Below are 13994 nucleotides of genomic sequence, written 5' to 3'. Positions count from 1 at the left end.
TGATCACAATCCAACACTGATCTCTGTCACCACCCCGCCTGACCAGCACCGCACCGTACGCCATCTGGTGGATCCGACCGCCTGAGTTCGACGCGCGACGAGCCGCACACTATCCTTGGCCGCGGCTTGCCGAACGCGGCGAAGATATCTGGCCTCTTCATGGCTCTGCGGTTTCCGGTCCGTCCGAAGTTCACTTAGCCGAAGCGATGCATGACGCAGGCTCCTTATTGCGAAGACCGCGGATATGTGAAGGCATGAACTATCGCCAGATCGCAGACGTGATCGGCGAGCAATAGCATTGCCTTGAACTCCGATTGGCGACATCGCGGCCTGCGGTATCTCCAGCTCTTGGATGTGCAGACAACGACTTAGCCGCCCTTCGGCGACAGTGCTTTTATCTTGCTGTGCGCCCTAACCTGCTCCGTCCCCAAGCTTCGTTGGTCTGGCTTTCCTCTCATTGCCTCGTCAATTCACCGCATGTTCGATCAGAGCAGCATGAAACAGCGGCCTATTGCACAAAAATACGAAGTGCAATTCGAGCTCTGAGGGCATGAGCGGACACATCATTTCGGTTCGTTAGAGGAACGAAATTGATCTTACGAGATCGAAAATCGGAGCTCGATCCGACTCAAAATGCGAGCGTCAGCTCAAAAATACTGCGTCAAATTCCCTCGGATCGACCGCATTTTTCGGGTCGCGAAGAGGCACTTCTGAACGCAAAAGTGTTCCTCTGCCCCTTCTTGAAGGGGCGCAAGCAACGGAAAAAGGCCCCGCCTCCGAGGAGGCGGGGCCGATGATCCGATGCGATCAGTCGCCGCTACGGCGGGACCAGATCAGGCTGAAACTTTCCTCGCCTTCGACCTTCACCAGCGAGGCGTAGATCGGGGCCGGGAAGCTCGGATCGTCCAGCTTGACCGAGAGGTATTCGCGCTCGCTGTCGCGGGCGGTCTTCTTCCAGGCGGCGCCGAACTCGGTTGCGCCGGCGAAAATGCGGTAGTCGGGAGCCTTGTCGTTGTCCTTCTCGGACGCCGTGAACTTGGCCTTGAAGTTGAGCGTCAGCGTCTTGATCGAGCCGGTATAGCCGTTGTCCGAAGCAGTGAAAGTGCCGATGGTCGCCATGGTAATCTCCGTCTGTTGCTCGGGCTGCGTCCATCGCAGCCTCGATGGCTGTCCTTGGCCCGGGGAGCGATCGGCCCGCAGCCCTTGGGCCCGCAGCGCCAGCGGAGGACGGCGAAAGCCTGCTTTTTTGTCTTGCGCGAGGAATGACGCCGCCAGGCGGCAGGGGAAAAAAGCAGGTGTGAGCTGTTGCGGGAAGGCGATCGAGGCTCTTGCCGTCCCTCGGGCCTGATCAGCCCATTCGAGGGTGCGTTGGACGCGAGCCCATGCGCGAACTGATGGGGATTACCAGGCTACCCACCCCACGGGAGCATCGGAAAACGTTGGGATCGATCGGAGAAAAGTGAGCGTCAGTGCATCAATCGCACGGACGACGCACTGGACAAATCAAAGCGACCGGGCTGCATTTTTGGCGCGCAGACCGACGTCGCCGCCAGTATTAATCAGCCCGATTGCGCTCTCGACTCGCGAGGTCCGGAGACGATCGAGGCCTCCGGCCTGGTCGCCTAACCCTCGCAAAGGAAGGAGCGACAGAGCCACCCGGGCCGCTGCCGACCGCGTTGAGCGGACCGATCCAGGCCCGCATTAAAGAAGAGGCCAGCGTGCCCAATCGCGGCTCCACATCGCTCGAACCGGCCGCGCACCGTCAGGTGCGCGGCCGCAAATTTGGAGTTCGCCGGGGCCGCCCTTGCGACCCCGGCTCACCTTTTACTCCGCAGCTTCCAAGCGGGGTTCACTGGCCTGTGCCTCGTCTGGCGCGTCGGCCTGAGCCTCGCGCTTCGCCGTCCGCAGCAAAGGAGGCAGCCAGTCGGTTGCCGCCAGCAGCTGCTCGGCAGCAGCCGCCATCTCGGCCTTTTTCATGCCCGACAAGCGCTCCGCGGCCTCCTTGCTGACGCCTTCGCAGACCGCCTCCAGAATGCCCGCCTTGGTAACCCGACCAAGATAACTGCCGACCGTCGGCCGCCAGTATCCGGTCATGTCGAGGGCCACGGCTTCGGCCAAATGCCGGGCTGCCGCGAGGGCGCGCGGCGTCCGGTCGAATGGCAGCTTGACCGCATTGACGGTCAATGCCGTACAATGCGCGAACAGGGCCATACGGCTGTCTTGGTCGAGTTCGGTCACGAATTCCCACAAACGGCTGGGGTCCTTGGGCATCTGCGTGGCCCAATTGGCATGGCGATCCGACCATGCCTTACCGGCCGCCTTGTCCTCGATTCCGACCGCATGCACAGCCAAATCCGTCTTCACCGGTTGGATGCCGACTACATGAGCATTGGCCCCGAAATAGAAAATCTGAGCCGCCAGCGCATGGGTCACCGCGACGATGGCGACGTCCGGCTGCTCACTCAGATTGAGGCGCAGCCCCAAGGTGCGATGCGCGGTGAGGTCCCGAACGAGCGTGTCAGACAGCCGTTGATCCTCGTCCTCCTCGTCGCTGGCACTCCCCTCTTCTTCACCGTCGTGCGCAGCTTCGACGCCTCCTTCGCCCTTCTCTTTCGCTGCCTGAGCGTCGCCTTCATGCCCGGTTTCAGCGTAGGGTTTCTCGTCCTCGGGGCGGATGAAACCCCGTTCGATCCGGACGGTGCCGTCATGATTAAGGATCACGAACGCACCGCCGCACGCGACGTCGTCGGGATCGTAGACCTGCCGCTTTGCTTCCAGCCGGTCAATTTCGGTCTCCAGCTCGCCAAACCGCGCATCCACCTCGTCAGGCAATTCCTCAGCCGTTTGATGCTGCTCGGTCAGCCGCTCGAACTCATTCTGCGCTACTGCCAACGCAGCCTCATCCTCCGGAGAAAGCGCGATCGGATGCGGGTAGACGCGGCGCATGCTGTGGGCGTGCGGGAAGTCGAGATGGGGTTCAGTCCACTTCCATCCCTCGGCTGCTCGCAGGCTATCCGCCTCCCGGCCAAGCCTTGCCGTCACCAATAGATTGAGCAGCGCGACGTCTTCCAGATAGCCGCCGCGATCCTCGGTAAAGAGGTCGCGCAGGATCGTGCCGCCCGCCTCCGTATAGGCCTCGAGCCCGACAAAGCGTGCCCGACGATCCGTGGCAGGAACGTGGGTTTCGGTGAGCAGACGGCGGATGGTGGCAGCATCGGGGTCAAAGGGCAGGCGCTCATAGACGGCCTCCTGCCGGGCATGATCGTCCGTGATGGCAAATGACATCAGCTGCTCAAGGGTCAGATCGCCGTCGCGATAGAGCTGCACCAGTCTGGGCGACACCGCGCCCAGCCGCAGGCGTTGCCGTACCACATGCGCGGTGACGCCGAAGCGCGCCGCGATCTCCTCCACACCGAGCCCGCGCTCATCCGAGAGCTTCCGGAACGCCTCGAACTCGTCGGCCGGATGCATCCTCTCCCGGGTGACGTTCTCGTCCAGGCTGATTTCGTGAGGGTCGTTCGCGGTATCGATGACGCAGCGGATCGGTTCGTTTTTCTTGATTTCCTTGCGCTTCACCCGCAGCAGCTGGGCCAGCCGCCGGCCCTCGCCGATGGTCACGCAAAAGAACCCCGTCGCCGCCCCCTCGCCATCGACCTCCGGCTCGACAACCAGATTCTGCAGGATGCCTTTGACGGCGATGCTCGCCGCCAACGCCTCGATTGCCGCCTCGCCGTGCGGCGTCCGGCGCGCATTCTTCGGCGACTTCTTGAGCTTGCCGAGCGGAATGCGAACCTCTGTTCCATCAGGTATTCCAAATGTTTTGGCCGACATGATCATTCTTCCTTTTGCTTCCATGGGTGCAAGGCGCACCACGCGCCTGCGCCCCTGCCCGTCGGCGAGACCGGGGGTAGCGAGTGCCAGGGCGACCCGAGCGGTGGGGTTTCACCCGCCCGAAGGCCGCTTCGTGAGAAGCGGGTCTGCACAAGCGTGTGTCACATCATCGAAAGTCGACAACGCGAAAGCAGCGCGGAAGACCGGGGAGACCGCTCGGGGCGGCGTCGGCGAAAGCCGGCGCTTTACCCTGGCGCGCGCGAGGGGCGGCGCCCCTTCAATGTCTTCTTTCAAGAAAAAAGACGTGAAGCGGCCGTCGCCGCACCGAAGGTGCGGTGGTTAGGTGATGGCAATGGTGTGATGTTCTCAAGCGTGAGATTGCTGGGCAAAGCAAAGGAAGTGTAATCAAGCCAAGGGTGAGAAAATCGAAACGCAGCCGACGAGAGTGCAGTGATAGCGACGCGGGCATGCAGTGACCGCGGGCACCGAGGCGACTGCAGTTGCGAGACCGGTCTAAAAAGGCACCCGAGCGCGGGGCAGTGATAACGACGCCGGCATGCAATGCCGGGGGACCCGCGAGCGCGTGCCTCCGGCGAGCGACACATTATATTCAACTCCTTGCGCGAGGGATCGAAGCCGAACGGCCGAGACGCCGCGCGGCTCGGTCAACGAGAGCCCGCCGCGGCGCCTGCCGCACGCGTTCAAACCAAAACCAGGAGAGCCAAGACGAGAGAATCGGCAACTTCCCTGTAATATTTGGTTTGTGCGTCAAACATTCTAATCCGAAGTATCAGAAACGATTGCAGCTCTTCGAGAAGCCGGGGCGCGTCGCTCATCGCACACACAATCCTACTCTCTCCTCATCACGAATCGCCGCCCCGTGATAGCGGAGGAACGAATGACAGACCTAAGGATTCGTCGTGGCAGGAGCTATCTCAATGTTGACGACGCGAGAACGAAGGCCAGCTATACGGACCGTGCGGGGATGGGCGATCCAGGTGCTGCGGGAAGCGGGCGCCATCCGCGAGTGCGAAGAACACGGTTGGATGCAAGATCGCGTCGATCCGCATGCACGGAAGCGGGCCTTTGATGCCGCCCGTAGGGATCCCCCAGCAGGCGTCCCCCCTGATGCAGCGGCGGCCGAGCTCCGCGAGGTGTTGGACTCCATTGGTGATACCTGTCCGGAATGCCCCGCAGACTAGAAGGGCTGGTGCGGAGCCTCAACGCCACAGGGCCCTTACCATTTCGGCGGCCGGCTTTGTCTCCACCCTCTTGCGCACATTGACCTAGCTAGCCCCGCGCGCGCCGCAGCGAAGCTTCCAATCGTGCCTTCTCCTTATCCCAGCGGGTTTCTTCGGCCTGCGACCTCCTCTCGATAGCCTCGACCTCGGCCTGGATGGAAGCGGCGCGCTTCGCGTGCTCCTGCTCTGCCTTATCAAACGCAGCTTGCGCCTTGTCGACCGCCTGCTGACGGCGTTCGCGTTCCTTCTGCCGGGCCGTCTCCTCTCTCGCTCGTTCAAGCTCGCGGCGCCTTTCCTCCCGTTCGTAGTCAAGGGCGGCCTTGCGCTCCGCAGCCTTGTCGACGGGGCGAGAGGAAGGCTTCTTCGCCTTGGAGCCTTTCGACTTGCGAGCAGCTTTCGCTGGTTTGCCATCGCCGAGATTGGTGGGCAGCTCGGCATGTTCGCTGAAAGGTCCGTCAGATCCGACCGGGCGCCTGAGCACGACGCCAGGCTTTGCCATGGTCGCAGCGATGACATCCGGATCATCGGTTTCGTTGGCCGCGCCCTGATGAAAGAGATTGCTGTCTGCGCCCCACGCTTCCAGCGCGGCTTTCATGGAAGGGGCAGCAATCGCCAAATCGAAGAAGCCGAGCGACGTCTGGTAGGTTTTCAGTTTTCTCGCCATGACACGCATCCCCGCCCGCTGACGCGATACGATGCGCCGTTTCACCTATCGCGCAAGCAAGGAATGCCGGAAGCGAGCGAACAGCGCTGCCGGCCCGGGATAGATCTCGGCGCATCCGGCTTGCCTGAGGGAGTTCGCGGTGAAACCGCCGCAAAGTACGCCGATGGTAGCGATTTTGGCCTTCCCGGCTGCTTCGGCATCGTAGGGCGTATCACCAATTGCGACCGCGTCTGCACCTTCGACCTTGAGCTTCTTGAGAACGATGTCGAAGATGTCCGGCGCAGGCTTCGATTCCTCGGCCTCATCTGAGGACGTCATCACATCTACTAGGTCCGTGATGCCAGCGATGTCGAGATACTGACCGACTTCATCTTTCTTGGCCGAGGAAGCAACCGCTATCCGAAGTCCGGCATCGCGAACGCGTCGCAGCAGGTCCGGGACCGCCGAGAAGGGACGCACGAGCGGCAGATATTCGTTCTTGAACCGATTGCCGCGCCACTCCTCGAGGTCCTTGCCATGGTCGCGTTGTTCGTCAGCGGACAGAAAAACGGGAATGAGCTTGTCTCCCCCTTTGCCTATCTGGCTTCGTACCTGCTCGAAACTCACATCGTGGCCGAACCGGAGCATGGCTTCCCGCCACGCCAACGCGTGAAGATCGATCGAGTCGAGTAGAGTGCCGTCCAGATCGAAGATAGCGGCTTTTGGATGTTTCACGACACTAAGCCGACTTCCGCTGCGGCTTGGCTGACGGCTTCTTCGCCGTAGCCTCCTTCGCCGGTTTCTTGCCTGCGATCGGCATCAGCATTTCCTTCTGCCCGGCCGCTACCTTCCGCGGCTTCTTGCCTGATTTCTTCGGAGCCTCTGTCGCGGCCGTCCCGTCTCTTCCAATGCTCTTGCGCAGCGCGTCCATCAGGTCGACGACGTTCTCACCTCGAGGGCGCGCTTTCGCGGTGATGGGCTTGCCGGCACGCTTCTGGTTGATGAGGTCGATGAGGGCCGTTTCATACTGGTCTTCGAACTTGCCCGGCTCGAATCTGCCTGCCTTCTGATTGACGATGTGCTTGGCTAGATCGAGCATATCCTTGGTGACTTTGACGTCCTGGATATCGTCGAAATATTCCTCCGCGGGTCGGACTTCGTAGGGATAGCGCAGCAGAGTCCCCATCAACCCCTTGGCCAGCGGCTCCAGCGCGATGATATGCTCGCGATTGGTCAGCACCACGCGACCGATCGCGACCTTGTTCATCTCACGGATCGTTTCGCGGATAACGGCGAAGGCGTCGTGCCCGACTTTGCCATCTGGAGTCAGATAGTAAGGGCGGATTAGATAGCGGGGATCGATCTCGCTGCGGTCAACGAACTCGTCGATCTCGATCGTTCGCGTCGATTCCAGCGCGACGCTCTCGAGCTCCTCCTTCGTCACCTCGATGAAGGTGTCGGTGTCGACCTTGTAGCCCTTGACGATGTCCTCGTTATCAACCTCTTCGCCGGTGTCGGCGTCGACCTTCGCGTACTTGATCCGGTGGCCGGTCTTTCGGTTGAGCTGGTTGAACGAGACCTTTTCGGATTCCGACGTGGCCGGATAGAGCGCTATCGGACAGGTGACGAGGGAAAGGCGCAGGAAGCCTTTCCAGTTAGCGCGGGGGGCCATCGCGGGGAACTCCGTTACTCGTGTCGGATTCAAGACGAGCGGCACGGCTTGGTTCCGACATCGCGCCCACCTCAAACCTGATGATCTTTTTGACAACGATGGGTCCGAGCGGACTCGACATTTGTTCTTGTTATGTTCTAATTCGGAATGACCGATCGACCCGCGAGCTGGCGCATGCCCACCCCAAAACAGATGGGAAAACTGGCCGCTGAAGCTACCCGGAGGCCGGCCTCCTCCTCTGCGCCTCCGGATGCGCCACTTCCCGCAGAATACTGGGAATCGATCCTGAAAGACCCTCGCGCCGACGAGACCGGAGTCGAGAGGCGGCAGCGACGTCTTTCCGAGATTCAACGGCACGTGCTGCGCATCTCCTGTCGCCGCTGTGAGCGGACCGTGGAGATCCAGACCGCAGATGCCGTCCGATTGTATGGCCGCAACGCAATCTGGAAGGACGTGGCGCAGCGGTTGCTCGACAACACTTGCCAGCAGCGCACCGGCAGGCATGAAGAAGACGGATGTTGGCCGGCGTTCGAGACGCCGTAAACCGCTCCGGATTGCCGATCGGATCTCTTAGAGCCTGGATGTCCGGATGGCGCCGAAGTATCACCCCACGCTCCCGTCGGGCGGCGATCGCAAGGCTCTGGCGAAAGAGCTCGGCAAGGCACGCGCAATGGCCAACATCCTCGCCGCTCAGTCTACAGAGATGCGAGCCAAGGGCGAGGCCATGATCCAACAAACTGACCGGCTGCTTTGCGAAAGCTGGAACGAGCGGATGTGGAGCGACGGCGAACCGATCGATCCATCGCCCACCATCGATCAGGCTGTGAACGGAGGCTTTCCATGGCTTGAGATCCGGTGTGCGCGCTGCAAGACGCCGAGTGACGTCGACCTTGGCGCGATCAAGCACCCGCCAACCCCACCTTCGTGCACGATCTCGCCAGCCGGCTGCGCTGCCGCAAATGCGCCAAGGCGGGCCGGCGTCCATCCGCTATTCTGCTACAGTTGGCCTGGCAGCCTCGCCACGCCCGAACCGAACCTTGACCGATGTGCAATCTCTACTCGATCACGACCAACCAGGCCGCTATCAGCGCGCTGTTTCGCGTCGTGAACCGATACGTCGGCAATCTGGCGCCGATGCCCGGCCTGTTTCCGGACTACGCGGCGCCGATCGTGCGCAACGGAGCCGAGGGCCGCGAGCTCGCCACGGCGCGATGGGGAATGCCGTCTTCGTCAAAGGCGTTGATGGACGCCACCAAGAAGCGGGCCGAAAAACTTCAGGCCAAGGGCAATGCAGTGGATTTCAAGGAATTGCTCAGAATGGAGCCGGACGGCGGCACGACCAACATCCGCAACGTGAAGAGCAAACACTGGTCTCGCTGGCTCGGCGTCGAGAACCGCTGCGTGGTACCGTTCAACTCATTCAGCGAGTTCAACAAGGCCGAAGGCGGCGACATCTGGTTCGCGCTCGACGAGACCCGTCCCCTCGCCTGCTTCGCAGGCATCTGGACCAACTGGACGTCCGTGCGGAAGGTCAAGGAAGGCGAGACCACCAACGACCTCTATGCGTTTCTCACGACGGACCCGAATGCAGAGGTCGGCGCCATCCACCCGAAGGCGATGCCCGTGATCCTGACGACGCCGGAAGAGGTCGAGACCTGGATGACGGCCCCTCCGGACGAGGCCCTAAAGCTTCAGCGGCCCCTGCCGGATGGGTCGCTGCAGATCGTCGCTCGCGGCAATAAGGAAGATCCGACCGGGCAGGCGGCGTGATCGACCAGACGACGATCAAAGATCGGGTCCTACCCCACCGGGCAAGATCATCCACGTCGACATGAGTGCCTTCTACGCATCGTCGAGCAGCGGGATAATCCGGGCCTGCGCGGTGGCGCGAGCGCCGACGGGCGTGAGGCAACCACGGCGACAGGTCTCGCTGCCATCAACTCCGTCGCATTCACGGCGGAGTGCTTGCTCGTCGGCGGATTGTCCGCTGATCGAAGCGTTGACTCTCGAACGAGCTTGCAAATTAACGCTTGATTAACCATGTGCCGGCCAACGTTCCGATCCAAGCAAGGAGGCGCTCATGGCCACATTTCGACTTCAGCTCGCCAACGGGGAAAAAAGCCTGAAGACCGACCTCAAAGCACCTAATGAGGACTCGGCGCGCAGCACTGCGGAACGATGGTTCGACGGCGCGCGATGGCGGATCATCGAGATACGGCAGCTGGCCGATTGACTGTGCTGATGTCGTTCAGGACCCGAGGAATTGGGTCGAAGCACGACGTGGCATGTGAGCCCGCTCGGAAGACCCGAAGAGGCAGTCCTCAAAGTAACCCGAGCAGAGAGACCGCCCGTCCAGGAATGCCACCTTGATTCGGATCTACCGATGGCCCCTGTACCTGCCATCGTCCAAAGGGCCGCCGAGCGAGCGCGCATCGATAAGCTCTCATCTCGCCGGCTGCGCGTCATTTCACGAGCGCATCATACGCTCGAGACCGGAGCCGCCTTCATCGCCGGCTCCGGGTCCGCATCGGTCTTGAAGCCCTTCGCGGACAAATCCCGACCGAGCGTCTCAGGAAGCAGAAGAGAGGCCAGAACGAAGACAGCTGCGGCGGGAAGAGCCACGGCGACCATGCCGTTCAGCAGGCTTCCGCCGAAATGAGCGGCCGCGAGGGGCACGATAACCGGCGCGATGCTGCCAAGGCCGCGGCCGCCCATATAGAATGTGGACACCGCCGTCGCGCGCAAATTGACCGGATAGAGCTCCGAGATCCAGACGCCCGTCACGCCGAGCGCAACGTTGCCAATCCCGAATCCGATATAGAGCCAGAACATCGGCCACTCGGTCTTCGAGCCGGCATAGAGCTGATCTCCCCATACCGCCATGCCAACCAGGGATCCTATCCAGAACAACGCCGGCACGAGAGCACCGAACCGGCGGCCGGCCCTGTCGTTGAAAAAGCCGTTGGCGAGGTAGCAGATGCCGCTGACCACGGAAAGAAGAACAGCCGTGGTGCGAACAACGTCGCCCGGGGTGTGCATATCCCGGAGCAACAGCGTCGGAATGAAGGAGACGACGCTGTAGTAACAAAGCATGTAGCTCATCAGCCACACGCAGGCCGTGACGGTCTGGCGCGCCAGCCCGTTGCGGAACAGATCTGCCAGGGGAAGCGTGCGGACCGCCTCCGCAGCCTGACCGGCCTTGCGTTGCGCCTCGTACTCGAGCCAGATTTTCGATTCAGGCATGAAGAAGCGGATGAAGATGATCAGCAGGATCGGCATTCCGCCGCTCAGCAGGCCAATGCGCCAGCTCCACTCGTCGCTGAACGTCGCGATAAGCCAGATTCCCACGATCGACGCCGTGGAGGATGCGATCACGGCGCAGCCCTGAAGCGCAGCCGCGCCCAGGCCTCGGCTGCCTTTTTTCCAGGCCTCATTGAAAAGCACCATGCCAACGCCGTACTCGCCGCCAAGACCAATGCCGGTGATGAACCGCAGCACCGCAAGCGACCAGTAATTCCATGCGAAGGCGGAAATGATCGCGGCGACCGAGAACAGCGCGATGGTGAGCTGAAGCGAGGTTTTCCGGCCAAGGCGATCACCGATGACGCCGAACAGGGCCCCGCCGATCGCCGATCCGAAGAGTGTCAGGGCCTGCAGAGAGCCGATCTCGGTCAACGACAGCGACATTGAGCGCTGGATCGCGGGCAGGAGAAACGGAAAGATCAGGACATCGTAGAAGTCGAGAATGTATCCCAGCATCGCCGAGATCATGATCGAATAACGTTGCCTGGCCGTGTAATCTTCCACGCCTGAGACGGTTTTAGACATGCAATGCGTTTCCCGTTGAAAGAGCTGAACAGTGGATGATCGTCGCCGAAGCGCTTTCCGCGTCATTGGGAGCCGCAACTGCGGCTCCGGGTCCCGGTTCGATGGCGAGGCCTAGCGGCCGGGTGCCCTCAACTCGGAGTAGGCAAATTCACCCTTGTCGAGGATGTGAATATCGTCGAGCCAGAGACTGCAGCCGCGGAGCGGGATATCGAGATGACACGGCGTGTCGTTCGTGCCGCCAAGCTCGGTATTCGGTCCCGTCGAGAACAGAACGTTTCCATAAAAGGAAAGCGCGTTCATGATGTGCTCCGAGGCGAGCTGCTGAGATGCAGCTATATGGTGCCAGTCGGCGCGCTCATTCGATCCCCACCCGATATGGGAGATTGCCCAACCTCGCGGATCGCCGAAACTGTCGATATAGCTCCTGATGAGCGTCGCGTCGGTGCCCTCGCCCTCGAGATCGACGATGTAGCCGTCCTTGATGGTGAGCGTGACCGGAGACTGGATGTAGCGCTTGAATGCGCAGAGAATGTCGCCCGGCATCAGAACGACAGTACCGTTGACGTCCCCATCCGTGGCTTGCGTGAAGGCAAATCCTGACGGGAAATGATCCCAGCGGCCCGGCTCATCGGTGTATCCGTACTCGGAAATGACCGGATAATGCTTTAGGCCGTAGGTCACATCCGTTCCGCCCGGCGACGTGATGCGCATGGTTCTGGCTGATTGCAGGAGCGTTCGTGAGAGCTCGGTTCGCCGGCGGAGATCCTCTGTCGGGAACATCTTCTTGAGAATGTGGAACGGCTCCATGACGCGCAGAATGCGCGTGCCTGCCTCCTGAATTTCGAGCTGCTCGCGCGAGAACAGCAGGCCCAGAAGATCAATCACCATATCCACGCGCTTGAGCGTGTCGATCGCCGGCTGGTTGCCGCTCAGCGCGTGTCTGCCCTGTTGGCCCGCAACCTTGCTCTGGCCGTACTTTGGAACATTGAGATGGAACGTTGTCGCGCCAAGGCTCCGCGCGGCCAGCATGAACGTCTGGGCATACTCCGACTGATCCTCGCCGCCGCTCAGGACAGCCACGACCTCGCCTTCCCTCACCTTGCAAAGTGCAAGTTCGGCCTTGAAGAGTTCGAGCATTTCAACATCGATGCGTTGCCGGGTCATCTTCAGTCATCTCCTTTGCCAGGCATGTATTCGCAGCGCTCCGACCGGTCTTTCGAGGGGTCAGGCGAGGACGTCATTGACGAGCGAAAGGAAGCCTTCCGTGTCGTCGATGTGCATTTGGTGGCCGGCGCTCTCCAGTCGCTTGATCACGATGGGGGGCAGCAGTCCTTGAATCTCTCTCTCATCCTCGGGACGGATGACGTCGCCTTTGCCCGCAACGAGCAGCCAGGTGGGAATGCTGAGATTGGCAAGATCATTGTGAATGTCATCGCGATGAAAGCCCTTGTGGCTTTCGATCAGGGCGCGCTCGTCACAGGTGTGCATCCATTCGGCCCGGGCGCGGATGTGCTTTTCGGGCCAGCGCGGCGCGGACGGGCTTCGCAGCGCCGCGTCCGCTTCTCCAAGGCTTGCGCTATGAAGCAGCTTGAGAAGAGGCCCGATCGGACTTGGGTAGGCGCGACGCCCGGGGCCGGAAACCGGTGGATCGACCAGGATCAACTGTCTTATGGACGATGGCCGCCAGCGTGCGGCACGGATTCCGATCCGGGCGCCCATGGAGTGGCCGAGCAAGGCATACGCGCCTATTTCCAGCGCCTCGGCGAACGAGACCAGATCGGAGGCGCAGGCATCCAGCGAATAATTGAGATGCGGTCCGCTTTCGGAAAGGCCGCGCCCCCGGACGTCGAGTACATAGACGTCATGTCTGATGCACAAACGTTCCGCGATGAACGCCCATTGTGCCGCGGCCGTCGAGATGCCCGGGACGATGATGATGGTGGGCCCGGCTCCGCCGAAGCGCAGATAATGCTGGCGGATGCCGTTCGCGCGTACGTGAGCGCCGTAGAGCAGACCGGTGACCAGGGCGACACTCATGTCGGGCGATCCTGGGTACGATCATCCGGCAGCACACGAAGCCGCTCGGTGACTTCCGAGGTGGGCATCACATCTGCGTACTTGCTGGCTATATCGAACAGGTTGACGGCGTGCGAAGTCGGCGAACGATCGTAGACGGCATCGCTCGGCACGATCGATTTAAAATTCAGCGCGCAGGCATCGACGACCGATGCCCGGACGCAGCCGCTGGTCGTGCAGCCGGTCACCACCAGTGAATCGATCCCGGCTCCGACGAGATACGTCGTGAGCGGGGTGCCGAAGAACGCGCTTGCCTGCGTCTTTGGCAGCACCAGCTCCCCCGGCTCCGGAGCCACCTCGCGAACAAAGTCGTAGCCCTCGGGCGGAATCTGCATGATGGCTGGAATTTTTGCCGCGAATGCCCCCTGGTCATGGCTGACCTTGCAGGCGACATGCGGAAATATCACCGGCCATCTTCTGCCGCGAAACAACCGCATCAGATCGGAAATCTGCGCTATGGCCTGCCAACCAGCCTCTCCGCAGCTGGTTGGATATTGCTTGATCGCCTCGCGGATCGGCATTGGCCGGTCACCCACCGAGCGGTACTGCACGTCAATTACGAGGAGCGCGGGCCGCTTGCCGAATCCAGCCGCGCCACCCAAGCCTGCGATCGCATAGGTCTCGCGCTCTTCGAGCGGTATTACCCTGTCCCAGGGCTGCTCTTTGCCGATCATCCTTGTGCACCGGTGCTCGTGGGGAGAGA

General features: G+C 61.5%; 13 protein-coding genes and 1 pseudogene. 5 read left to right on the top strand and 9 right to left on the bottom strand.

Annotation, left to right across the window (positions count from 1 at the left end; translation table 11 throughout):
• Nucleotides 1–807: 807 nt before the first annotated feature.
• Nucleotides 808–1119, bottom strand: a complete 312-nt coding sequence (locus JQ616_RS35345; protein ID WP_212022796.1) for a DUF736 domain-containing protein — start codon at nucleotides 1117–1119, stop codon at nucleotides 808–810.
• A 705-nt stretch (nucleotides 1120–1824) separates the two neighbouring features.
• Nucleotides 1825–3837 carry a ParB/RepB/Spo0J family partition protein gene (locus tag JQ616_RS35340; protein WP_212022795.1) on the bottom strand — a complete coding sequence of 671 codons (2013 nt, stop codon included), beginning with the start codon at nucleotides 3835–3837 and terminating at the stop codon, nucleotides 1825–1827.
• Nucleotides 3838–4769: 932 nt separating this feature from the next.
• On the opposite strand from JQ616_RS35340, the gene JQ616_RS39545 reads away from it, so the two are divergent.
• Nucleotides 4770–5033, top strand: coding sequence for a hypothetical protein (locus tag JQ616_RS39545; RefSeq protein ID WP_249137713.1), 264 nt, complete (start codon nucleotides 4770–4772; stop codon nucleotides 5031–5033).
• An 88-nt stretch (nucleotides 5034–5121) separates the two neighbouring features.
• On the opposite strand, the gene JQ616_RS35335 is transcribed toward JQ616_RS39545, so the two are convergent.
• From JQ616_RS35335 to JQ616_RS35325, 3 genes are read right to left on the bottom strand one after another with little or no spacing between them, the layout of a single operon-like run.
• Nucleotides 5122–5736 (bottom strand): cell envelope biogenesis protein TolA, encoded by a 615-nt coding sequence (locus JQ616_RS35335; RefSeq protein ID WP_212022794.1) that lies wholly within the window; start codon nucleotides 5734–5736, stop codon nucleotides 5122–5124.
• Nucleotides 5737–5781: 45 nt separating this feature from the next.
• Nucleotides 5782–6450, bottom strand: coding sequence for an HAD family hydrolase (locus JQ616_RS35330; protein WP_212022793.1), 669 nt, complete (start codon nucleotides 6448–6450; stop codon nucleotides 5782–5784).
• A 4-nt stretch (nucleotides 6451–6454) separates the two neighbouring features.
• The gene (locus tag JQ616_RS35325) at nucleotides 6455–7387 is read right to left on the bottom strand and encodes a Ku protein (protein WP_212022940.1); all 933 of its coding nucleotides are present in this window, start codon (nucleotides 7385–7387) and stop codon (nucleotides 6455–6457) included.
• 147 nt (nucleotides 7388–7534) lie between these two features.
• Between JQ616_RS35325 and JQ616_RS35320 the strand changes: the two genes are divergently transcribed.
• The 4 genes and pseudogenes from JQ616_RS35320 to JQ616_RS35310 all read left to right on the top strand — a co-directional run bounded on the left by JQ616_RS35320 (nucleotide 7535) and on the right by JQ616_RS35310 (nucleotide 9620).
• A complete protein-coding gene (locus JQ616_RS35320) occupies nucleotides 7535–7930 on the top strand; it encodes a hypothetical protein (RefSeq protein WP_212022792.1) in 396 nt (131 codons plus the stop codon).
• Between the two features lie 46 nt (nucleotides 7931–7976).
• Nucleotides 7977–8428, top strand: a pseudogene (locus tag JQ616_RS39540) (hypothetical protein).
• Nucleotides 8429–8431: 3 nt separating this feature from the next.
• Complete coding sequence (locus tag JQ616_RS35315) at nucleotides 8432–9157, top strand: SOS response-associated peptidase (protein WP_212022791.1); 726 nt, start codon at nucleotides 8432–8434, stop codon at nucleotides 9155–9157.
• A gap of 310 nt (nucleotides 9158–9467) precedes the next feature.
• Entirely contained in the window at nucleotides 9468–9620 is a 153-nt protein-coding gene (locus JQ616_RS35310) for a hypothetical protein (protein WP_212022790.1), read from the top strand.
• 245 nt (nucleotides 9621–9865) lie between these two features.
• Here the strand turns inward: JQ616_RS35310 and JQ616_RS35305 are convergent, their stop codons facing one another.
• From JQ616_RS35305 to JQ616_RS35290, 4 genes are all read right to left on the bottom strand, one after another.
• Entirely contained in the window at nucleotides 9866–11215 is a 1350-nt protein-coding gene (locus JQ616_RS35305; RefSeq protein ID WP_212022789.1) for an MFS transporter, read from the bottom strand.
• Between the two features lie 111 nt (nucleotides 11216–11326).
• Nucleotides 11327–12379 carry a leucyl aminopeptidase gene (locus tag JQ616_RS35300; protein WP_212022788.1) on the bottom strand — a complete coding sequence of 351 codons (1053 nt, stop codon included), beginning with the start codon at nucleotides 12377–12379 and terminating at the stop codon, nucleotides 11327–11329.
• Nucleotides 12380–12439: 60 nt separating this feature from the next.
• Nucleotides 12440–13252: an alpha/beta fold hydrolase gene (locus tag JQ616_RS35295; protein WP_212022787.1), complete on the bottom strand. Its 813-nt coding sequence runs from the start codon at nucleotides 13250–13252 to the stop codon at nucleotides 12440–12442.
• Nucleotides 13249–13965: an isochorismatase family protein gene (locus JQ616_RS35290; protein ID WP_212022786.1), complete on the bottom strand. Its 717-nt coding sequence runs from the start codon at nucleotides 13963–13965 to the stop codon at nucleotides 13249–13251. The genes JQ616_RS35295 and JQ616_RS35290 overlap by 4 nt, the downstream gene beginning before the upstream one ends.
• Nucleotides 13966–13994 lie beyond the last annotated feature (29 nt).

It is taken from the genome of Bradyrhizobium tropiciagri, from assembly GCF_018130545.1.
Lineage (GTDB): Bacteria > Pseudomonadota > Alphaproteobacteria > Rhizobiales > Xanthobacteraceae > Bradyrhizobium > Bradyrhizobium tropiciagri_A.
This window is presented reverse-complemented; position numbering and strand designations above follow the sequence as displayed.